Source organism: Klebsiella sp. BIGb0149 (genome assembly GCF_004362605.1).
Taxonomy (GTDB): Bacteria; Pseudomonadota; Gammaproteobacteria; order Enterobacterales; family Enterobacteriaceae; genus Klebsiella; species Klebsiella terrigena.
This window is the reverse complement of the sequence record NZ_SNYG01000009.1, coordinates 15,410-36,053: the sequence shown is the minus strand read 5'-3', so window position 1 is coordinate 36,053 and position 20,644 is coordinate 15,410. Positions and strand designations below refer to the sequence as shown.

Sequence of the window (20,644 nt, the reverse complement as noted above, 5' to 3'; positions counted from 1 at the left end):
CGGTAAATCCCGACACCCTGCAGCGATAGCCATCACAAACAAAAAGGCCCCCCGCTTTCGCGGGAGGCCTTTTAGAGCATCAGCCAGGGCTCGGTTTAGCCCAGCTGCTTACGCGCGTTGCGGAAAATACGCATCCACGGGCTGTCCTCGCCCCAGTTTTCCGGGTGCCAGGAGTTTGCCACGCTGCGGAAGACGCGCTCAGGGTGCGGCATCATGATGGTGGCGCGGCCGCTTTCGCTGGTAACGGCGGTAATCCCGTTCGGCGAACCGTTCGGGTTCGCCGGGTAGCTTTCGGTCACTTTACCGAAGTTATCAACGAAACGCAGCGCGACCAGGCCTTTGCTCTCAAGCTGCGCCAGATGCGCGCCGTCGCGAACCTCCACCTGCCCTTCACCGTGAGACACGGCGATAGGCATCATTGAGCCGACCATTCCCTGCAGCAGCAGAGACGGGCTTTGTGTCACTTCAACCAGGCTGAAGCGCGCCTCAAAGCGGTCAGAATAGTTACGTACGAAACGCGGCCACAGGTCGCTTCCCGGGATCAGCTCCCGCAGGTTGGACATCATCTGACAGCCGTTACACACGCCCAGCGCCAGGGTCTGCGGACGATGGAAGAAGGTCGCAAACTCATCGCGCACGCGGTCGTTGAACAGAATCGATTTCGCCCAGCCTTCGCCCGCCCCCAGCACGTCGCCGTAGGAGAAGCCGCCGCAGGCCACCAGCGCCTGGAAGTCGGCAAGGCCGGTACGGCCCGCAAGCAGGTCGCTCATATGCACGTCAACGGCATCAAAGCCCGCGCGATGGAAGGCCGCGGCCATCTCAACGTGCGAGTTAACGCCCTGCTCGCGCAGTACCGCCACCTTCGGACGCGCGCCGGTCGCAATGTACGGCGCGGCAATATCTTCGTTGATATCGAAAGAGAGCTTAACGTTGAGGCCAGGATCGCTATCGTTGCTTTTCGCGGCGTGCTCGCTATCGGCACACTCGGGGTTATCGCGCAGACGCTGCATCTGCCAGGTGGTTTCTGCCCACCACATACGCAGCGTAGAACGGCTTTCGCTGAATACCGGGCTGCCGTCGGCGGTGATGACGAAGCGATCGCTCGCCGTTGCCTGACCCAGGTAGTGGGTGCAATCCGCCAGACCGTGGGAGGCCAGCAGCGCTTCAACCGCCTCGCGATCCGCGGCGCGAACCTGAATAACCGCCCCGAGCTCTTCGTTGAACAGCGCCGCCAGGCTATCGTCGCCCAGCGCAGCGATATCCACATCCACGCCGCAGTGGCCGGTGAAGGCCATCTCGGCCAGCGTCACCAGCAGGCCGCCGTCGGAACGGTCGTGGTATGCCAGCAGCTTGCGTTCAGCCACCAGCGCCTGCATTGCGTCCCAGAAGCCTTTCAGCTGCGCGACGTCGCGAACGTCCGCCGGGGTATCGCCCAGCTGGCGATAAACCTGCGCCAGCGCGGTCGCGCCCAGCGCGTTGCGGCCGTTGCCTAAATCAATCAGCAGCAGGGCGTTGTCTTCGGTCAAGAGCTGCGGCGTCACGGTGCGACGCACGTCTTCCACGCGGGCAAAGGCGGTGATCACCAGCGACAGCGGAGAGGTCATCTCGCGCTGCTCGCTGCCTTCCTGCCAGCGGGTTTTCATCGACATTGAATCTTTGCCGACCGGGATAGTCAGGCCCAGAGCCGGGCACAGCTCTTCGCCAACCGCTTTCACCGCTTCGTACAGACCGGCATCTTCGCCCGGGTGTCCGGCCGCTGCCATCCAGTTTGCCGAAAGCTTCACGCGATTCAGCGCACCAATTTGCGTTGCCGCCACGTTGGTCAGCGCTTCCCCGACCGCCAGGCGGGCGGAGGCCGCGAAATCGAGTAATGCCACCGGCGAACGTTCGCCAAGGGCCATTGCTTCGCCGTAGTAGCTATCGAGGCTGGCGGTGGTAACCGCGCAGTTCGCCACCGGGATCTGCCATGGGCCAACCATCTGATCGCGCGCCACCATGCCGGTAACGGTGCGGTCGCCGATGGTGACGAGGAAGGTTTTTTCCGCCACAGCCGGCAGGTGCAGAACGCGATTTACCGCGTCGGCAACGGTTATTCCCTGGCGATTCAGCGCTTCGCCTTTGGCCTTCAGGGTCTGCACGTCGCGGGTCATTTTCGGCGTTTTGCCCAGCAGCACGTCCAGCGGCAGATCGATCGGCTGGTCGTTGAAATGGCTGTCGCTCATATTCAGATGCAGCTCTTCGGTGGCGTCACCAATCACGGCGTAAGGCGCGCGCTCGCGGCGGCACAGCTCGTCGAACAGCGGCAGCTGGTCCGGCGCCACTGCCAATACGTAGCGTTCCTGGGATTCGTTACACCAGATTTCCAGCGGGCTCATGCCCGGCTCGTCGCTGAGGATATCGCGCAGCTGGAATTTACCGCCGCGGCCGCCGTCGCTCACCAGCTCCGGCATGGCGTTCGAAAGGCCGCCCGCGCCGACGTCATGGATAAACAGAATCGGGTTGCCGTCGCCCAGCTGCCAGCAGCGGTCAATGACCTCCTGACAGCGGCGCTCCATTTCCGGGTTGTCGCGCTGGACGGAGGCGAAATCGAGGTCCGCATCAGACTGGCCGGATGCCATAGACGAGGCCGCACCGCCGCCGAGGCCAATGTTCATCGCCGGGCCGCCGAGCACGATAAGCTTCGCCCCAACGATAATTTCGCCTTTCTGGACATGATCGGCGCGAATGTTGCCGATGCCGCCAGCCAGCATGATCGGCTTGTGGTAGCCGCGCAGCTCTTCGCCGTTGTGGCTGGTAACCTTTTCTTCATAGGTACGGAAGTAGCCGTTCAGCGCCGGACGACCAAATTCGTTGTTAAACGCCGCGCCGCCCAGCGGACCGTCGGTCATGATATCCAGCGCGGTCACGATGCGGTCCGGTTTGCCAAAGTCCTCTTCCCACGGCTGCTCAAAGCCCGGGATGCGCAGGTTAGAGACCGAGAACCCGACCAGGCCCGCTTTGGGTTTTGCCCCGCGTCCGGTTGCGCCTTCATCGCGAATCTCACCGCCGGAACCGGTCGCTGCGCCCGGCCACGGAGAAATCGCCGTCGGGTGGTTGTGCGTTTCTACCTTCATCAGGATATGCGCCGCTTCCTGATGGTAGTCATAAACCCCGTCCTGATGGCTGGCGAAGAAGCGCCCGACCTCTGAACCTTCCATGACCGCGGCGTTGTCTTTGTAAGCGGACAGAACGTAGTCCGGGGTCTTCTCAAAGGTATTTTTGATCATCTTAAACAGCGACTTCGGCTGCTGCTCGCCGTCGATGACCCAGTCGGCGTTAAAAATCTTGTGGCGGCAGTGCTCGGAGTTAGCCTGCGCGAACATATAGAGTTCGATATCGTTCGGGTTACGGCCCAGCGTTTTGAAAGCATCCTGCAGATAGTCGATTTCGTCGTCCGCCAGCGCCAGCCCCAGACGGAGGTTGGCGTCAATTAGCGCCTGACGGCCCTGGCCCAGCAGATCGACGCTGGTGACCGGCTTAGGCTGATGCTGAGCGAACAGCTTCGCGCCCTCTTCCAGCGCGTCGAATACGCTTTCCATCATTCGGTCGTGCAGCTCGTCTGCAACGACGGCCCACTGCTCTGCGCTCAGCGTGCCGGCTTCAACGTAGTAGGCTACGCCGCGCTCAAGGCGCACAACCTGTGCCAGGCCGCAGTTATGGGCGATATCGGTAGCTTTAGAAGACCAAGGGGAGATGGTGCCAGGGCGGGGGGTGACGAGCAGTAATTTACCGGTTGGGGTATGGCTACTTAAGCTTGGGCCATACTTGAGCAGTCGTGCCAGCCTCTCGCGATCCTCGCCGCCGAGCGGGGCGTTCAGGTCGGCAAAATGAACATACTCTGCATATATTGTGCTTACCGGGATGTTGGCCGCCTGGAAACGTGCCAGCAGTTTATTGATACGAAATGCCGACAGTGCAGGTGAACCACGCAAAATTTCCATCATAAGTCTCTCGTCTTCGAAGCTTTCAATATGAGCCAGGGGGGAAACGGGCGCTATTATAGTGAATCCTGCGCCCTGACGAAACCGTTTGCGTGGAAATAAAATCATTCGCCGCGTTTATCATTAAATGTGACCTCTATCGCGAATAAGTTGCCAACTGGCGCATTCTTAAGCAAAATGCCGCTCATTCACCGACAACCTTTTACTTTTTCCGGTCATAGTCTGCTGAGGAACACAGAGCTGCAGAAGATTAACTATCTGAAAAAACTAAAGATTAATTATCTGCTCATCGGCATTGTTACCTTATTGCTGGCGGCTGCCCTGTGGCCGTCGATCCCGTGGTCGGGAAAACCAGAGAACCGCGTGGCGGGAATTATGTCGCGCGGGGAGTTGCGCATCAGCACCATCAATTCGCCGATGACCTTTGCGACCATCAATGACAAAACCTACGGCCTTGATTACGAGCTGGCGCAGCAGTTCGCCGACTACCTCGGCGTAAAGCTGAAGATCACCGTTCGGCAGAATATCAGCCAGCTGTTTGACGATCTGGACAACGGTAAGGCCGACATGCTCGGCGCCGGGCTGGTCTATAACTCCGAGCGGGTGAAGAACTATCAGCCGGGACCGAGCTACTACTCCGTATCGCAGCAGCTGGTCTACCGGGTCGGCAGCCCCCGCCCGCGCACCCTTGCTACTCTCAATGCCGACCAGCTGGCTATCGCGCCGGGCCACGTCGCCATTAACGACCTGCAGAGCCTGAAGGAGAGCAAGTACCCCGATCTCGGCTGGCGCGTCGATGAAAAGCGCGGCACCACGGCGCTAATGCAGGCGGTGATCGATGGCGATCTGAGCTACACCATCGCCGATTCCGTGGCAGTCAGCCTGTTTCAGCGCGTTCATCCTGAGCTGGCGGTCGCGCTGGATATCAGCGATGAGCAGCCGGTGACCTGGTTTAGCGTGAAGGGCGAAGACAACTCGCTCTCGGCGGCGATGCTCGATTTCTTCAACAACATTAATGAAGACGGCACCCTGGCGCGGCTGGAAGAGAAGTATCTCGGGCACGGCAACGATTTCGATTATGTCGATACGCGCACCTTCCTGCGGGCGGTAGAGAATGTCCTGCCGGACCTGCAGCCGATGTTTGAAAAGTACGCCCGCCAGATCGACTGGCGCCTGCTGGCGGCGATTGCCTGGCAGGAGTCGCACTGGGATCCGCAGGCCACCTCACCGACCGGGGTTCGCGGGATGATGATGCTCACCAGAAACACCGCTCAGAGCCTGGGATTAACCGACCGCACCGATGCCGAGCAGAGCGTCAACGGCGGCATGCGCTATCTGCAGGATATGATGAACAAGGTTCCGGATTCGGTCCCCAAAGATGAGCGGATCTGGTTTGCGCTGGCGGCGTACAATATGGGCTACGCGCATATTCTCGACGCCATCGCCCTGACGAAAAAACAGCAAGGGAATCCTAACAGCTGGGCGGACGTAAAGCAGCGCCTGCCGCTGCTCAGCCAAAAATCCTACTATAGCAGGCTGAAATACGGCTACGCGCGGGGCCATGAAGCCTACGCTTACGTCGAGAACATCCGCAAATACCACATTAGCCTGGTCGGCTATCTGTCCGAGAAGGAGAGGAAGGACCAGCAGGCGCTGGCGATGGCCGGTGACTATCCGGCGGTTATGCCGGATGAGGTAGATAAAAAGGAAGAGCAGGCGCTACCGTTTTTCAAATTCCGCACCGAAGCGCTGGTCGATAACGCCAGGTTCAAAATCCCCGGGCTGAGCCACTAGCCCTCGCCCGCCTGATGCGCCTTTTTCAGCGCCTTTTTCTCTTCCCGCCGCCAGCGGAAAAAATCGCTCAGCATGGCCGAACATGACTCGGCGAGAACGCCTTCAGCGATCTCAACCCGATGGTTCATCCCCGGATGGTGCAGCACGTCGATAAGCGATCCGGCGGCGCCGGTTTTCGCATCCCGGGCGCCAAATACCAGCCGCGAGATGCGGCTATGCACCATCGCCCCGGCGCACATCACGCAGGGCTCGAGGGTCACGTACAGCGTAGCGTCAATCAGGCGGTAGTTTTGCAGCACCAGCCCGCCCTGGCGGATGGCCATGATCTCGGCGTGCGCGGTCGGATCGTGACGGCCAATCGGACGATTCCAGCCCTCGCCGATGACCTGGTTATTGTGTACCAGCACGGCGCCCACCGGCACCTCGCCCTCTTCCCAGGCGCGTTTAGCCAGCGTCAAAGCGTGACGCATCCAGTATTCATCATTGCGTTCATGGTCAGACAAAGCGGGACTCCTGTGCAAAAGCGGGGCGCATTATACATGCCGGCCGCGCATTAGACACTATCACTCTAGCTGATGCAGATCGCCCTGCGGCGTCACCCGCCAGCGGTGCTGGCAAAAGCAGAGCAGCGGATTATCCTGCTCGCTGTCGCTGTAGCCGCTATACAGCCGCAGCGGCGCGCCAATTTGTTGCTCCAGCTGCACCACTTTTTCATGCCCCAGGCAGCGCAGAGTCAGGACCCAGCCGCCGTAGCGGCGCGCCATTCTGCTGGCGATGAGGTTCACTCTCGGTAGCCAGGGCGTATCAAAATAGACCTGCTCCACCAGCGACTGCGGTGAACCGGTAATCAGCCAGACGTCGGCATCGGTGCTGGTCAAATAGCCCGTTAGCCGGGCATGCACCACCGGGAACGCCGTCACGTGCTGGCGAAACCAGCGGACAAAGTTCGCCTCAAGACGCTTGAGCTTCGCCTCGCTGCGCCCGCAGGTGGAGGCCCACAGCAGCAGGCTCATCGGCCAGCGCGCCGCCCTGCCGTTGACCAGCAGTCCGCCGAGGATAACCGGCAGCAAAAGCAGTACCGGCAGCAGATTCAAAGGCTGATGACGCAGAACGTAGCGTATGAAGCTGCCAAACATATCCTGCTGATGCAGGGTTCCATCAAGATCAAAAAAGACCACCCGACGCATAGCGCTATTCAAACTCAACCTCTTCTTTTCGTCATTCCGGCTGCCCGCTAGCTTACCAGCCTTGCACCCTTAATATTAAAAACATCTGCGAGCGTTGAATTTAGGTTAAGGTCGTTCCTCAAGAAATCTCAGCGCCAGAATTTTTAATTCGCCATAATCCTCTTATAATCGAATACAAAATTCTTTCAGCAGAGGGTGAAGGCTGTCCTCAGGAAAACCTATGAACTGTTTAATCCGCATTCGCCAGCGCTATCCGTCGCTGGCGGCAAGCGATAAAAAGCTGGCTGATTTTATCCTCGCCGAGCCGGACCAGACCCGACACCTGAGCTCGCAGCAGCTGGCGGGTGAAGCGGGCGTCAGCCAGTCGAGCGTGGTGAAATTCGCCCAGAAGATGGGCTTCAAAGGTTTCCCGGCCCTGAAGCTGGCGCTGAGCGAAGTGCTGGCCAGCGCGCCCGACCCGCAGTCGGTACCGGTGCATAACCAGATCCTCGGCGACGATCCGCTGCGTCTGGTGGGCGAAAAGCTGATTAAGGATAACGTGGCGGCGATGCACGCCTCGCTGGACGTGAACAGCGAAGAGAAGCTGCTGGAGGCCGTTGCGCTGCTGCGCACCGCCCGTCGGGTCATTATTACCGGCATCGGCGCCTCGGGCCTGGTGGCGCGCAACTTCAGCTGGAAGCTGATGAAGATTGGCGTCAACGCCGTCGCCGAGCAGGATATGCATGCCCTGCTGGCCACCGTCCAGGCGATGTCGCCGGACGATCTGCTGCTCGCTATCTCCTACTCCGGCGAGCGGCGGGAAATCAACATGGCGGCGGCAGAAGCCCTGCGCGTTGGCTGTCGGATCCTGGCGATCACCGGCTTCAGCCCCAACGCGCTGCAGCAGCAGGCCTCCCAGTGCCTGTACACCATTGCCGAAGAGCAGGCGACGCGCAGCGCGGCGATCTCCTCGACCAGCGCGCAGATGATGCTGACGGACCTGCTGTTTATGGCGCTGGTCCAGCAGGATCTTGAGCATGCGCCGGACCGTATTCGCCACAGCGAGGCGCTGGTGAAAAAGCTGGTGTGAGCAGAAAATGGGCGTATAATGCCCGCCCTGTTTGTGTTGTTTCTGAGAATTACCTGATGGCGCTGTTAATTACCAAAAAATGCATCAACTGCGATATGTGCGAACCGGAATGTCCGAACGAGGCCATTTCGATGGGTGATAGCATTTATGAAATTAACAGCGATCGCTGCACGGAGTGCGTGGGTCATTACGAAACGCCCACCTGTCAAAAAGTGTGCCCGATCCCCAATACGATCCTCAAAGATCCGGCGCACCTCGAGAACGAAGAGCAGCTGTGGGATAAGTTTGTGCTGATGCACCACGCGGATAAAATCTAGCTTTCGATAATGACCGTTGCGCAGGCGTAATGGCGCTCATCGGCCAGCGTGACGTGAACCGCGCTGACCCCCAGGCGCTGTGCCAGATTCTTCGCCTCGCCCCACAGGCGCAGCTTCGGTTTACCCAGCTCGTCGTTATAAACCTCAAACTGGTTAAAAGCCAAACCGTTACGAATTCCGGTACCTAGCGCTTTTGCCGCCGCCTCTTTCACCGCAAAGCGCTTGGCCAGAAAACGCACCGGCTGCTGGTGCTGCTCCCAGATTGCCCACTCGCTATCGCTTAAAACGCGTCGGGCAAGGCGATCGCCGCTACGGGCGATCACCGCTTCAATGCGGGCAATTTCAACGATATCCGTGCCCAGCCCGAGAATAGCCATTAAGGACGGGCTTCCTGCATCAGGCGCTTCATTTCAGCAACCGCTTCCTTCAGGCCGCTCATCACCGCGCGACCGATAATAGCGTGGCCAATATTCAGCTCATGCATTTCCGGCAGTCGGGCGATGGCCTTGACGTTGTGGTAGGTCAGACCGTGTCCGGCATTGACCTTCAGGCCAAGGCTGGCGGCGTAGGTGGCCGCTTTGGCAATGCGCTCGAGCTCTTTGGCCTGCTGCGCGTCGCTTTCGGCATCCGCGTAGCAGCCGGTATGAATTTCGATATAGGGCGCGCCCACTTCCGCCGCCGCCTTAATTTGCGCAAAATCGGCATCAATGAACAGCGAAACCAGAATGCCGGCATCGGCAAGACGCTGGCAGGCGTCGCGCATTTTTTCGCGCTGGCCGGCCACGTCCAGGCCGCCTTCGGTGGTCACTTCCTGACGCTTTTCCGGCACCAGGCAGCAGAAATGCGGTTTGGTTTCGCAGGCGATCGCCAGCATCTCTTCGGTCACCGCCATTTCGAGGTTCATGCGGGTATCCAGCGTCTGGCGCAGGACGCGCACGTCGCGGTCGGTGATATGGCGGCGGTCTTCACGCAGATGCACGGTGATACCGTCGGCGCCGGCCTGCTCGGCGATAAACGCGGCCTGTACCGGGTCCGGGTATGCGGTGCCGCGAGCGTTACGTAGCGTAGCGATATGGTCAATGTTGACCCCTAACAGTAATTCAGCCATGACAATCCTCATTGTTCATTATTTGTTTTATCTGCTCGCGCCGCTCTGGCGGGAATAAACTGGCGAAACAGCTCCCGGCTCTTTAGCGGTTTGCCGCCAAGATACGGCTTCAGGGCGATACGGGTAAAGCGTTTGGCAGCACGTAAGGCATCGCTATCCGGGAATTCACGGTTAGCCAGCGCCTTCAAATGGTGCCCGGTAAAGCTGTTGTTATCAATAACCAGGCTGGCGATAAAGCCTTTTTCTTCGCGGTAGCGATAGGTCATGGTATCGGAGACCGCTTCGCCGCTGCCGGCGCAGTGCAGGAAATCGACGCCGTAGCCCAGATGCCCGAGCAGGGCCAGCTCGAAGCGGCGTAAAGCCGGCTCCGGCGTACCGCTCGCGCCGGCGAGCGCCTGGAGGCAGTGCAGGTAGTCGAAAAAGAGTTCAGAGAAGCGGGTTTCGTGCTCGAGCACCCGGGAGAGCAGCTCGTTAACGTAGAGGCCGCTGTAGAGCGTTATCCCGCTGAGCGGTAGCGCCAGCGAAACGGCCTCGGCGCTGCGCAGCGTTTTGACTTCGCCTCGGCCGCCAAAGCGGAGCAGTAAGGGGGTAAAAGGTTGGAGAGCGCCTTTGAGGCTGGAGCGTTTGGAACGCGCGCCTTTGGCAACGAGGCGCACGCGGCCCGACTCTTCCGTGAAGACGTCCAGCATCAGGCTGGTTTCGCTCCACGGGCGGCTATGCAGGACGAAAGCGCGCTGCCAGCCTTCCATCATACTCGTCGTCTTTCAGGTTGCCGGCGCGCCGGCTGCGTCCAGTCACCCCGGTTGCTTACGCCAGTAAGCTCCCGGAGACTCGCGGTCTTGCCGCCTGCCTGCACCTCGAAAGCCATGGTGTAGCAAACTCAGAGATCGTCAACGTAACCGAGGCTGCGCAGCGCGCGCTCGTCGTCGGCCCAGCCGGATTTGACCTTCACCCACAGTTCGAGGTGAACTGGCGCTTCGAACATATCCTGCATGTCTTTACGCGCTTCAATACCGATGGTTTTGATTTTGGCGCCTTTGTTGCCAATAACCATCTTCTTCTGACCTTCGCGCTCAACCAGGATCAGGCCGTTAATATCATAACCGCCGCGTTCGTTGGTCTGGAAACGCTCGATCTCTACCGTTACGGAGTATGGCAGCTCGGCCCCGAGGAAGCGCATCAGCTTCTCACGGATGATTTCAGAAGCCATAAAGCGCTGGGAGCGATCGGTAATGTAATCTTCCGGGAAGTGATGAATCGCTTCCGGCAGATGCTTGCGCACGATCCCGGCGATGGTATCGACGTTAGTTCCGGTTTCCGCGGAAATCGGCACGATATCGAGGAAGTTCATCTGGCTTGCCAGGAACTGCAGGTGCGGCAGCAGATCGGCCTTCTCCTGCACGTTATCGACTTTGTTCACCGCAAGAATAACCGGCGCTCTGGCGTCGCGCAGCTTGCCCAGCACCATTTCGTCGTCCGCGGTCCAGCGGGTACCTTCAACAACGAAGATCACCAGCTCAACGTCGCCAATCGAGCTGCTCGCCGCTTTGTTCATCAGGCGGTTGATCGCCCGCTTCTCTTCCATATGCAGGCCCGGGGTATCAACGTAGATTGCCTGATACGGCCCTTCGGTATGGATGCCGACGATGCGGTGACGGGTGGTCTGCGCTTTACGAGAAGTAATCGAGATCTTCTGCCCAAGCAGCTTGTTCAACAGCGTGGATTTACCCACGTTCGGGCGGCCAACGATGGCAACAAACCCGCAATAACTTTTTTCTTCGCTCATTCCAGCTCCAGCTTTTTCAGCGCCTGTTCGGCGGCAGCCTGCTCCGCCTTGCGACGGCTGGAACCCGTGCCGACCACCGGTTCACTCAGGCCGCTAACCTGGCAGTGGATAGTAAATTCCTGATCGTGTGCTTCCCCGCGCACCTGAACGACCAAATACGATGGCAGCGGCAGGTGGCGACCCTGCAGATACTCCTGCAGGCGGGTCTTCGGATCTTTTTGCTTATCGCCCGGGCTAATTTCGTCCAGACGAGTTTGGTACCAGGAGAGGATCAGACGTTCGATATTCTGAATATCGCTGTCGAGGAAGACCCCGCCAATTAACGCTTCGACGGTATCTGCCAGAATCGATTCACGACGGAAGCCACCGCTTTTCAATTCACCCGGCCCCAGACGCAGGCACTCACCCAGCTCGAACTCGCGAGCGATTTCCGCCAGCGTGTTGCCTCGTACCAGCGTCGCGCGCATGCGGCTCATATCGCCTTCGTCAACCCGAGGGAAACGATGGTAGAGCGCATTCGCGATCACAAAACTCAAAATAGAGTCACCTAAGAATTCCAGGCGCTCATTGTGTTTGCTGCTGGCACTGCGGTGAGTTAATGCCTGTTGCAACAGCTCCTGATGATTAAAAGTGTAGCCCAGCTTCCGTTGAAGCCGATTAATTACGATGGGGTTCATGCGTTACCAATAGATGAATGCGTCAAAAATGCAGCACACGAAACCGACCTGAGCATTCTCGCCAACTTCACGTTGCATGCGCGCTTGCTTGTCGCCTTTCTGCAACCCAAATTATTGAGAGAATAAACAACCAACGCGGTTTCGTGTGCAGTGTCACTCTTACGAGAGACAACCAAAACTTCGGGGGGATATTCTATACGCAACGACAGGGGATGTCGTTAGTTTGGATGGATTTAAATATTAAATAATTCACGCTGCCGATATTGCAGCGGCAGCGTGAATCGGGCAGGGAAATTAGTGGATGCTGCCGATGCGCGATAAACGCACGCCGGTTGGCCACTCGCCTTCCTGTTTTTCGAAGCTCATCCAGATAGCCGTGGCTTTACCCACCAGGTTGGCTTCCGGCACAAAGCCCCAGTAGCGGCTATCCGCGCTATTATCGCGGTTGTCGCCCATCATGAAATAGTGGCCCGGCGGCACAATCCAGGTCGCCAGCGGCAGACCGGACTGATGGTAGTACATCCCCACCTGATCCTGGGCAATCGGCACGGTCAGAATGCGGTGGGTAACGTCACCCAGCGTCTCTTTGCGTTCGGTCAGACGGATGCCGTCCGCCTTGCTCTCGCCCTTCGGCAGCTGCCAGAATCCGCTGGTCGCTTCACCGCCGTTGCTGCGAGAGAAGGTCTGGACGAAATCGCTAGGCTCAACGTTAGAGTAAGTGACCGGCAGCGCGTTGCCGCACGCCTGTCCGGAACTGCATCCCGGCTGGATAGTGACCTGCTTGGTCAGCGGATCGTAGGTGACTTTATCACCCGGTAAACCCACCGCGCGCTTGATGTAGTCGAGGCGCGGATCTTCCGGGTATTTAAACACCACGATATCACCACGCTTCGGATGCCCGGTTTCGATCAGCGTTTTCTGATAGATAGGATCTTTAATCCCGTAAGCAAACTTCTCGACCAGAATAAAATCGCCGATCAGCAGCGTCGGCATCATTGAGCCTGACGGGATCTGGAAGGGTTCGTAAATAAACGAACGCACCACCAGCACGATCGCCAGCACCGGAAATACCGAGGCCCCGGTTTCCAGCCAGCCCGGTTTCGGGCCGACCTTCTTCAGCGTTGTTTTATCCAGGCCTTCAGCGGTCGCTTCCTGGGCTGCGGCCTGACCTGCGCGACGCTTCGGTGCGAAGATAAACTTATCCAGACACCATAAAAGCCCCGTTACCAGGGTTGCGATCACCAGGATCAGGGCAAACATGTTCGCCATGCCAACTCCTTAATGGTTATTTTCCGTCTTTACCCACGTGCAGAATGGCGAGGAACGCTTCCTGCGGCAGCTCAACGTTGCCCACTTGCTTCATGCGCTTCTTACCGTCTTTCTGCTTCTGCAGCAGCTTCTTCTTACGGCTCACGTCGCCGCCATAGCATTTCGCGAGGACGTTTTTACGCAGCTGCTTAACGGTAGCACGGGCGATAATGTGGTTGCCGATTGCCGCCTGAATCGCGATATCGAACTGCTGACGCGGGATCAGCTCTTTCATCTTCTCTACCAGCTCGCGGCCGCGGTACGGAGCGTTATCGTTGTGGGTAATCAGCGCCAGCGCATCAACGCGCTCGCTGTTGATCAGCACATCGACGCGCACCATGTTGGATGCCTGGAAGCGCTTGAAGTTGTAGTCCAGCGACGCGTAGCCACGAGACGTTGACTTCAGCCGGTCGAAGAAGTCGAGGACCACTTCCGCCATCGGGATCTCATAGGTCAGCGCAACCTGTTTGCCGTGGTAAACCATGTTGGTCTGCACGCCGCGCTTCTCGATGCAAAGGGTGATGACGTTGCCGAGGAACTCCTGCGGCAGCAGCATATGGCACTCGGCAATAGGCTCGCGCAGCTCGTAAATGTTGTTCAGCGGCGGCAGCTTGGACGGGCTGTCGACGTAGATAACCTCTTTCGCGGTCGTCTCGACTTCATAGACCACCGTTGGCGCCGTGGTAATCAGGTCCAGATCGTATTCGCGCTCAAGACGCTCCTGGATGATCTCCATGTGCAGCAGGCCAAGGAAGCCGCAGCGGAAGCCAAAGCCCAGCGCCGTCGAGCTTTCTGGTTCATAGAACAGAGAGGCGTCGTTGAGGCTCAGTTTGCCCAGCGCATCGCGGAAGCTTTCGTAATCGTCAGAGCTAACCGGGAACAGGCCTGCGTACACCTGCGGTTTGACCTTTTTGAAACCAGGCAGCGCTTTGTCAGCCGGGTTACGGGAAGTGGTCAGGGTATCGCCCACCGGCGCGCCGAGGATGTCTTTAATCGCGCACACCAGCCAGCCAACTTCGCCGCACTTCAGCTCGGTACGATCGACCTGCTTCGGCGTAAAGATACCGAGGCGATCGGCGTTATAAACCTGTCCGGTACTGATGACCTTAATCTTGTCGCCCTTGCGCATGGTGCCGTTTTTAATACGCACCAGCGAGACAACGCCGAGGTAGTTGTCGAACCAGGAGTCGATGATCAGCGCCTGCAGCGGGGCGTCCGGGTCACCTTCCGGCGGCGGAATGTCGCGCACCAGTCGTTCCAGCACGTCCGGGACGCCTACGCCGGTCTTCGCCGAGCAGCGCACCGCGTCGGTGGCGTCGATACCGACGATATCTTCAATTTCTTCCGCTACGCGTTCCGGATCGGCCGCAGGCAGGTCGATTTTGTTGAGGACCGGCACAACTTCCAGGTCCATTTCCATCGCGGTATAGCAGTTAGCCAGCGTCTGGGCTTCAACCCCTTGACCGGCATCGACAACCAGCAGCGCGCCTTCACAGGCGGCCAGAGAGCGCGAAACTTCATAGGAGAAGTCGACGTGTCCCGGAGTGTCGATAAAGTTCAGCTGGTAGGTCTCACCGTTGGTGGCCTTATAATCCAGGGTGACGCTCTGCGCCTTAATGGTAATGCCGCGCTCACGCTCAAGATCCATGGAATCCAGTACCTGGGCTTCCATTTCACGATCGGAAAGGCCACCGCAAATCTGGATGATACGGTCAGACAACGTAGACTTACCGTGGTCGATGTGGGCGATGATTGAAAAGTTACGTATATTCTTCATATTTAGAGTTAATTATGCCTTACGCGTATCATGAGGCCACTGTTCTGTGCCTGACGTTTTTTAATCCGAAAACGCCGCATTCTACACTACATCCTTGAAACCAGGAAATGCTCTTACAGCTAGCATAGCCGGAGTAAATGGCGGGATCTTACGGGAGCGGTAAATAAAAAATAAAGGCCAGTGGAATCACTGACCTGCTTCTGAAGAGGGTGTTTCAATACGCACTAGATCGGGCGCTAAACCCACGCTAATGATGATCGGCTGCCACGACTGACGAGCGGCCAGGCCGGGGGAGAGCCCGCGCGCGACCAGGAACCCGCCAACGCCGCCAAGTATCGCGCCGCAGAGGGAGGCAAAATCATTAGAGAACAGCACCTGGAAGAGAGATGCCATCACAAACAGCCCGACCAGCGGCGCCATATACACTAACAATGCGGAGCCTAACAGGCTGCTTTCCGCGATGCCGAGCTCCACTTTTTGCCCGGCGCTCAGCGGCTGTGCGCTGGGCACGCTGATAGTGTGGCTGGTCTGCGGCCCCAGCTTATTCAGCACCCGGCTACCGCAGCCGGCGCGCGAGGCGCAGCTGCTGCAGGACGCTTTGACATCGCAGTGTACCTGCGCCATCCCGTTGTGCCAGGAAACGACGGTCGCCCACTCTTTAATCATTGTACGGCCTTGAATTTGATGCTGTCGGCAATGCGCTTAGCCGTTTGCGGCGGCAGTTCGCCCACCACGGTTATCTCCGCGCTGTCGCGTACCGTGGTACTCACGGTACGACGCCCGGTGCGTAGCAGCTGATCGCTGCTGTTCCCCGTTGCGCGATTAATGTTGATCGAGAAGCTAAACAGCCCGTCCGAATAGAGGCGAGATTCAACCGGCCCGTCGAAGGTTGGCAGACGGCGCTGGCTGCTGGATATCTCGGAGACGCCCTGCGGTAGCCAGGCTGGCGCCCAGTTGAAGTTAGCTTTATCGCCGCCTTCCGGCACCGACAGCTGCGGAGGCAAATTAGCCTTCGCCAGGGTCTCCATGCTGCTGCTGACCTTATCGCCAACGCTAAAGGACACAACCCGGAACTGCTCCAGGGTTTCGCCATCGCGATCGAGCAAATCAACCCGCATCGGCAGCCGGGTTTCCGCATCGAGCCAGACGATATAGCTATAGCGCGTTCCGTCTCTCGCCACCACGCGGATCACTTCGCACAGGCGATCGGCAATACGCGTACGTCCCACGGAGATGAAGTCGTAGTAGGACGCCAGGCGTTTGAAATCGGTATAAGCCAGTGAAGGCAGGGAATCAACGATGTAGTCACCGTTCAGGGTGAACGGATCGAGCCCAGGCTCGAAGTAGCTGATTTCGTTACCGCGCAGCACAACCTCACGACGGGGACCATCGAGCTGCAAAAGCTGAGCGAGAGGTTGATTGTTCAGCCGCGCGTGACGATAACGCAGCGACTCAACGCCCTGTTTGTTGATACTGACAAAGGACAGCTCATAATTGAGGGACTGGCTAGCCAGGTTCATTTGCTGCAACAACGCCCCGGAAGAGGTATCAGCCGAGGCGTTGACAGAGAAGAACAGGCTGCCTGCCATGAGCGACATGGCACACCAAAGTTGCTTCATTACTGCGATTGCGTTCCTAAAGTTTGATAACCCGGTACCTGAACGGCGGCCTGCTGAGTCTGGGCTTGACCAAACTGAAGCTGTTCGGCATGCAGGCGACGCTGTAATTCATAGTCCTGCAGCATGGCGTTAATACGACGACGCTGCTCCTGGACCTGCACCTGTTGACCGGTTCCTGCGGAAGCATCTGCCGGTACGCCCAGGCTCACCGGACTCGCTTTACCCATCATCGGCATGGTATTAAACACCGGTGCTTCAGGCTGCTGAGATGATTCGGTTTGCCCATTATACTGCTGGACGCCGACGATAACAGCAAGAGATACGCACGCGGCGACGCCCATCTGCGTAAGCGAGCTGGCCCACGGGCGCACTTTCTGCCAGAAAGGCATCTGACGCCACTGGTGCGGTGCCGGCTGAGATTCGGGAATAAGCGGCACCGTCTGGCGAACGGGCTCATTTTCGATGGCGGCCATCACGCGAGCTGAGATATCAAAGTGGAGCATCTCGGCGGTGTCGCCTCGCAGCGAATCGCGGATGAGATGGTAGCTCTCCCAGGTCTTTTGCATTTCAGAAGAACCGCTCAGCTCATTAAGCAGTTCGTTATCCAGCGTTTCACCATCCATTAAGGCCGAAAGTTTTTCTTTCTGCATGCCTGATACCCTTTTCAGTATTCCGCTATCGTCAACGCCTGATTAGCGGTTGAACTTTATTATCAATAGCTTCTCGTGCCCGGAATATACGCGAACGTACCGTCCCTACCGGACAATCCATGATAGCGGCTATCTCTTCATAGCTTAAGCCATCAAGCTCCCGCAACGTAATTGCCATGCGTAAATCTTCCGGGAGCGATTCAATGGTACGAAAAACTATTTGTCTCAGTTCTTCTGACAACATTAAGTTCTCAGGGTTCGAAATTTCTTTCAGCGCCCCGCCGCTTTCAAAGTTTTCAGCCTCATTGGCATCAACATCGCTGGACGGCGGGCGACGACCCTGAGCAACCAGATAATTCTTCGCCGTGTTTACGGCGATACGATATAACCAGGTATAAAAAGCACTATCTCCCCGGAAAGAATCCAGCGCACGCCATGCTTTTACGAACGACTCCTGAACAACGTCCGGGATATCGCCCTGCGGCACGTAGCGGGAGACCAGGCTCGCGACCTTATGCTGATAGCGCACCACCAGCAGGTTAAACGCTTTCTGATCTCCTTTCTGGACCCGTTCGACGAGGACCTGATCCGTTAACTGCTCGCTCATCCGAGGTAATGTCTCCCCAAACCTAATTCCCATGAGTCTTCAAAGCACTACCCAATCACTGCATTATGAGCAAGCAACCGTTGGAGTACCTGAAAACAATAAAGTTCCGTTACGCCTTTGATTTTTGTCTGGCAACGGCGGACGATTTGTTATCTCTCATTATATGTCCCGTTACTCAGCGCAGGTAAGATGATGAGGAAAAAGCGTAAGGTCCGCGAGAAGGGTAACGTAACACGGTTTATATTTCACTATAAAATCTGAAGCTAACGATCTGCTTCGCAAATATTTTCTTTCATTTCTCCCCCGCCGCTTTAGCGCAGTATGTTTAGTTGCTGCAACCAACGGTAAAAAAAATGTACGATTCGTCACGACCTGGTGCTATTGTGGCTCAATTGTGTTTAGTAAATTAAACAAAGGCCATGAATACAACTCCTGAGTTCTCCTGTGATGTATTGATTATTGGCAGCGGCGCTGCCGGTTTGTCGCTTGCCTTGCGTTTAGCGGAGCACAGTTCGGTCACCGTACTGAGCAAAGGCCCGATCAGCGAAGGCTCCACCCTTTATGCGCAGGGCGGCATTGCCGCCGTCTTTGATGAAACGGACAGCATCGAATCTCACGTGGAGGATACTCTGATCGCCGGAGCGGGCCTGTGCGATCGTCACGCCGTCTCCTTCGTGGCGAGCAACGCCAAACCCTGCGTGCAGTGGCTTATCGATCAGGGCGTGCTGTTCGACACCCAGGTCCAGGCCAACGGCGAGGAGAGCTATCACCTGACGCGTGAAGGCGGCCACAGCCATCGCCGCATTCTCCACGCCGCCGATGCCACCGGTAAAGCGGTGGAAACCACCCTGGTCAGCCAGGCGCTTTCACACCCCAATATCCGCGTGCTCGAACGCAGCAATGCTGTCGATCTGATTATTTCTGACAAGATTGGCCTTCCCGGCGATCGTCGGGTCGTCGGGGCGTGGATCTGGAACCGTAATAAAGAAAAGGTTGAGACCTGGGGAGCAAAAGCCGTTGTTCTGGCAACCGGCGGGGCGGCCAAGGTGTATCAATACACCACCAACCCGGACGTCTCCTCCGGCGACGGCATTGCGATGGCCTGGCGTGCGGGCTGTCGCGTCGCCAACCTGGAGTTCAATCAGTTCCACCCTACCGCGCTGTACCATCCGCAGGCGCGCAATTTCCTGCTGACCGAAGCGCTGCGCGGCGAAGGCGCCCATCTGAAGCGTCCGGACGGTTCACGCTTTATGCCCGATTTTGACGCCCGCGGCGAGCTGGCTCCGCGCGACGTCGTCGCCCGCGCCATCGATCATGAGATGAAGCGTCTCGGCGTTGACTGCATGTATCTGGATATCAGCCATAAGCCCGAAGCCTTTATTCGTCAGCACTTCCCGATGATCTACGAGAAGCTACTCGGTCTCGGTATCGACCTGACGAAAGAGCCGGTGCCGATCGTGCCGGCGGCGCATTACACCTGCGGCGGGGTGATGGTAGACGATAACGGGCGGACCGATGTCGAGGGGCTGTATGCTATCGGCGAAGTCAGCTACACCGGACTCCACGGCGCCAACCGCATGGCCTCCAACTCGCTGCTCGAATGCCTGGTCTACGGCTGGTCGGCCGCCGAAGATATTCGGCGCATCATGCCGCAGGCTCAGGCGGTTACCAACCTACCGGCCTGGGACGAGAGCCAGGTTGAAATCCCCGATGAGCTGGTCGTTATCCAGCATAACTGGCACGAGCTGCGCCTGCTGATGTGGGACTACGTCGGGATTGTACGCACAACCCGTCGCCTGGAGCGCGCCCTGCGGCGCATAACCATGCTGCAGCAGGAGCTCGACGAATACTATGCCCGCTTCCGCGTCTCCAACAACCTGCTGGAGCTGCGTAACCTGGTGCAGGTTGCCGAGCTGATTGTCCGCTGCGCGATGCTGCGCAAAGAGAGCCGCGGCCTGCACTATACGCTGGACTACCCGGATCTGCTGCCGGAGAGCGGGCCGTCGGTTCTCGTGCCGGACGCTCACATAAAGAGATAAAAATCCTGGGTCAGCGCGGTAAACCCCTCGGAGTATTGCTGCTCTGGCCCACGGATAATCAGCCTGTCGCTGAAGCACTCCCCCGCCGTCGGCGAGAAGGCAAGGAGCACCCGATGAGGCGCACGCATTTCCGTTTCCGCCACGTCGGTGCGTAAACGCAGATGCCACCCCATCGTTTGCGCGCGCCGGGCAAACGCGTCGCCAATATCCACCGGCAGCACCACGCAGAAAAATCCCTCCTCTGTGATACACTCAGCGGCACAGCTTAATAGCGTCACGTGATCGAGCGTGGTCGTATATCGCGCCTGTTCGCGCTGGGATGTTGCGCAGGGCACGCCTTCGGCAAAAAAAGGCGGATTGCTGACAATCAGCTCATAGCGTCGGGTTTGCGGCGGCTGCCACTGCTGAATATCGGCTTGATGCACCTGGATGCGGGCGGGCCATGGAGAAGCAACGGCGTTTTCCCGCGCCTGTTCTGCCGCCTCTTCATCCAGTTCAACCGCATCCAGCGCCACCTGCTCCCCGGTGCGCTGAGCCAGCATCAGGGCCAGCAGGCCGCTGCCGGTACCGATATCCAGCACGTGCTTAACCTGAGCAATCGGCGCCCACGCGCCGAGCAGAATACCGTCGGTACCCACTTTCATTGCGCAGCGGTCGTGAGCGACAAAGAATTGTTTAAACGTAAAACCATTGCGCGGCAGCGCAAACTTCGACTGAGACATCCTG

Annotated in this window: 19 protein-coding genes; 4 read left to right on the top strand and 15 right to left on the bottom strand. The window is 58.2% G+C overall.

All coding sequences use genetic code 11. The features are described from left to right. Window positions 1–95: 95 nt before the first annotated feature. On the bottom strand, window positions 96–3,983 hold the full coding sequence (gene purL / locus EDF75_RS24300; protein WP_133601157.1) for a phosphoribosylformylglycinamidine synthase: 3,888 nt from the start codon (window positions 3,981–3,983) through the stop codon (window positions 96–98). A 174-nt stretch (window positions 3,984–4,157) separates the two neighbouring features. Here purL and mltF point away from each other — a divergent pair, with 174 nt between their 5' ends. Continuing rightward, window positions 4,158–5,774: a membrane-bound lytic murein transglycosylase MltF gene (mltF, locus tag EDF75_RS24295; protein WP_133601156.1), complete on the top strand. Its 1,617-nt coding sequence runs from the start codon at window positions 4,158–4,160 to the stop codon at window positions 5,772–5,774. On the opposite strand, the gene tadA is transcribed toward mltF, so the two are convergent. Together tadA and yfhb are read right to left on the bottom strand one after the other, a co-directional pair. Next, window positions 5,771–6,277, bottom strand: coding sequence for a tRNA adenosine(34) deaminase TadA (gene tadA, locus EDF75_RS24290; protein WP_133601155.1), 507 nt, complete (start codon window positions 6,275–6,277; stop codon window positions 5,771–5,773). The two genes, mltF and tadA, sit on opposite strands and share 4 nt — an antisense overlap. Before the next feature lie 60 nt (window positions 6,278–6,337). Then, entirely contained in the window at window positions 6,338–6,961 is a 624-nt protein-coding gene (yfhb, locus tag EDF75_RS24285) for a phosphatidylglycerophosphatase C (RefSeq protein WP_166646238.1), read from the bottom strand. Window positions 6,962–7,181: 220 nt separating this feature from the next. Here yfhb and EDF75_RS24280 point away from each other — a divergent pair, with 220 nt between their 5' ends. Further along, window positions 7,182–8,030: a MurR/RpiR family transcriptional regulator gene (locus tag EDF75_RS24280; RefSeq protein WP_133601153.1), complete on the top strand. Its 849-nt coding sequence runs from the start codon at window positions 7,182–7,184 to the stop codon at window positions 8,028–8,030. Window positions 8,031–8,086: 56 nt separating this feature from the next. Then, window positions 8,087–8,347 (top strand): YfhL family 4Fe-4S dicluster ferredoxin, encoded by a 261-nt coding sequence (locus EDF75_RS24275; protein WP_045856379.1) that lies wholly within the window; start codon window positions 8,087–8,089, stop codon window positions 8,345–8,347. Here the strand turns inward: EDF75_RS24275 and acpS are convergent. From acpS to rpoE, 11 genes are all read right to left on the bottom strand, one after another. Then, entirely contained in the window at window positions 8,344–8,724 is a 381-nt protein-coding gene (gene acpS / locus EDF75_RS24270) for a holo-ACP synthase (RefSeq protein ID WP_133601152.1), read from the bottom strand. The genes EDF75_RS24275 and acpS overlap by 4 nt on opposite strands. Then, window positions 8,724–9,455, bottom strand: a complete 732-nt coding sequence (gene pdxJ / locus EDF75_RS24265) for a pyridoxine 5'-phosphate synthase (RefSeq protein WP_045856382.1) — start codon at window positions 9,453–9,455, stop codon at window positions 8,724–8,726. The genes acpS and pdxJ overlap by 1 nt, the downstream gene beginning before the upstream one ends. A gap of 8 nt (window positions 9,456–9,463) precedes the next feature. Continuing rightward, window positions 9,464–10,204, bottom strand: a complete 741-nt coding sequence (recO, locus tag EDF75_RS24260) for a DNA repair protein RecO (RefSeq protein WP_041147718.1) — start codon at window positions 10,202–10,204, stop codon at window positions 9,464–9,466. Between the two features lie 131 nt (window positions 10,205–10,335). Then, the gene (era, locus tag EDF75_RS24255) at window positions 10,336–11,241 is read right to left on the bottom strand and encodes a GTPase Era (protein WP_095100195.1); all 906 of its coding nucleotides are present in this window, start codon (window positions 11,239–11,241) and stop codon (window positions 10,336–10,338) included. Further along, entirely contained in the window at window positions 11,238–11,918 is a 681-nt protein-coding gene (gene rnc / locus EDF75_RS24250) for a ribonuclease III (RefSeq protein ID WP_041146753.1), read from the bottom strand. The genes era and rnc overlap by 4 nt, the downstream gene beginning before the upstream one ends. A gap of 294 nt (window positions 11,919–12,212) precedes the next feature. Next, on the bottom strand, window positions 12,213–13,187 hold the full coding sequence (gene lepB / locus EDF75_RS24245; protein WP_045856384.1) for a signal peptidase I: 975 nt from the start codon (window positions 13,185–13,187) through the stop codon (window positions 12,213–12,215). A gap of 16 nt (window positions 13,188–13,203) precedes the next feature. Beyond that, a complete protein-coding gene (gene lepA / locus EDF75_RS24240; RefSeq protein ID WP_045856386.1) occupies window positions 13,204–15,003 on the bottom strand; it encodes a translation elongation factor 4 in 1,800 nt (599 codons plus the stop codon). A 186-nt stretch (window positions 15,004–15,189) separates the two neighbouring features. After that, window positions 15,190–15,669 carry a SoxR-reducing system protein RseC gene (gene rseC / locus EDF75_RS24235; RefSeq protein ID WP_133601151.1) on the bottom strand — a complete coding sequence of 160 codons (480 nt, stop codon included), beginning with the start codon at window positions 15,667–15,669 and terminating at the stop codon, window positions 15,190–15,192. Next, complete coding sequence (rseB, locus tag EDF75_RS24230; RefSeq protein WP_133601150.1) at window positions 15,666–16,622, bottom strand: sigma-E factor regulatory protein RseB; 957 nt, start codon at window positions 16,620–16,622, stop codon at window positions 15,666–15,668. The genes rseC and rseB overlap by 4 nt, the downstream gene beginning before the upstream one ends. Then, window positions 16,622–17,272: an anti-sigma-E factor RseA gene (gene rseA / locus EDF75_RS24225; protein ID WP_041146759.1), complete on the bottom strand. Its 651-nt coding sequence runs from the start codon at window positions 17,270–17,272 to the stop codon at window positions 16,622–16,624. The genes rseB and rseA overlap by 1 nt, the downstream gene beginning before the upstream one ends. Before the next feature lie 31 nt (window positions 17,273–17,303). Then, a complete protein-coding gene (rpoE, locus tag EDF75_RS24220) occupies window positions 17,304–17,879 on the bottom strand; it encodes an RNA polymerase sigma factor RpoE (protein WP_041146760.1) in 576 nt (191 codons plus the stop codon). Between the two features lie 419 nt (window positions 17,880–18,298). On the opposite strand from rpoE, the gene nadB reads away from it, so the two are divergent. Further along, window positions 18,299–19,918, top strand: coding sequence for an L-aspartate oxidase (gene nadB / locus EDF75_RS24215; protein ID WP_133601149.1), 1,620 nt, complete (start codon window positions 18,299–18,301; stop codon window positions 19,916–19,918). Here nadB and trmN read toward each other — a convergent pair. Continuing rightward, window positions 19,903–20,640: a tRNA(1)(Val) (adenine(37)-N(6))-methyltransferase TrmN gene (gene trmN / locus EDF75_RS24210; RefSeq protein ID WP_123551844.1), complete on the bottom strand. Its 738-nt coding sequence runs from the start codon at window positions 20,638–20,640 to the stop codon at window positions 19,903–19,905. The two genes, nadB and trmN, sit on opposite strands and share 16 nt — an antisense overlap. Between the last annotated feature and the right edge of the window lie 4 nt (window positions 20,641–20,644).

Bases quoted from the DNA above. Each gene is read 5' to 3' on its own strand.
- lepA (WP_045856386.1), bottom strand. From the start codon at position 15,003: ATGAAGAATATACGTAACTTTTCAATCATCGCCCACATCGACCACGGT.
- era (WP_095100195.1), bottom strand. From the start codon at position 11,241: ATGAGCGAAGAAAAAAGTTATTGCGGGTTTGTTGCCATCGTTGGCCGC.
- recO (WP_041147718.1), bottom strand. From the start codon at position 10,204: ATGGAAGGCTGGCAGCGCGCTTTCGTCCTGCATAGCCGCCCGTGGAGC.
- rnc (WP_041146753.1), bottom strand. From the start codon at position 11,918: ATGAACCCCATCGTAATTAATCGGCTTCAACGGAAGCTGGGCTACACT.
- acpS (WP_133601152.1), bottom strand. From the start codon at position 8,724: ATGGCTATTCTCGGGCTGGGCACGGATATCGTTGAAATTGCCCGCATT.
- rseC (WP_133601151.1), bottom strand. From the start codon at position 15,669: ATGATTAAAGAGTGGGCGACCGTCGTTTCCTGGCACAACGGGATGGCG.
- EDF75_RS24275 (WP_045856379.1), top strand. From the start codon at position 8,087: ATGGCGCTGTTAATTACCAAAAAATGCATCAACTGCGATATGTGCGAA.
- mltF (WP_133601156.1), top strand. From the start codon at position 4,158: ATGCCGCTCATTCACCGACAACCTTTTACTTTTTCCGGTCATAGTCTG.
- pdxJ (WP_045856382.1), bottom strand. From the start codon at position 9,455: ATGGCTGAATTACTGTTAGGGGTCAACATTGACCATATCGCTACGCTA.
- yfhb (WP_166646238.1), bottom strand. From the start codon at position 6,961: ATGCGTCGGGTGGTCTTTTTTGATCTTGATGGAACCCTGCATCAGCAG.
- rseB (WP_133601150.1), bottom strand. From the start codon at position 16,622: ATGAAGCAACTTTGGTGTGCCATGTCGCTCATGGCAGGCAGCCTGTTC.
- rpoE (WP_041146760.1), bottom strand. From the start codon at position 17,879: ATGAGCGAGCAGTTAACGGATCAGGTCCTCGTCGAACGGGTCCAGAAA.
- nadB (WP_133601149.1), top strand. From the start codon at position 18,299: ATGAATACAACTCCTGAGTTCTCCTGTGATGTATTGATTATTGGCAGC.
- lepB (WP_045856384.1), bottom strand. From the start codon at position 13,187: ATGGCGAACATGTTTGCCCTGATCCTGGTGATCGCAACCCTGGTAACG.
- rseA (WP_041146759.1), bottom strand. From the start codon at position 17,272: ATGCAGAAAGAAAAACTTTCGGCCTTAATGGATGGTGAAACGCTGGAT.
- trmN (WP_123551844.1), bottom strand. From the start codon at position 20,640: ATGTCTCAGTCGAAGTTTGCGCTGCCGCGCAATGGTTTTACGTTTAAA.
- purL (WP_133601157.1), bottom strand. From the start codon at position 3,983: ATGATGGAAATTTTGCGTGGTTCACCTGCACTGTCGGCATTTCGTATC.
- EDF75_RS24280 (WP_133601153.1), top strand. From the start codon at position 7,182: ATGAACTGTTTAATCCGCATTCGCCAGCGCTATCCGTCGCTGGCGGCA.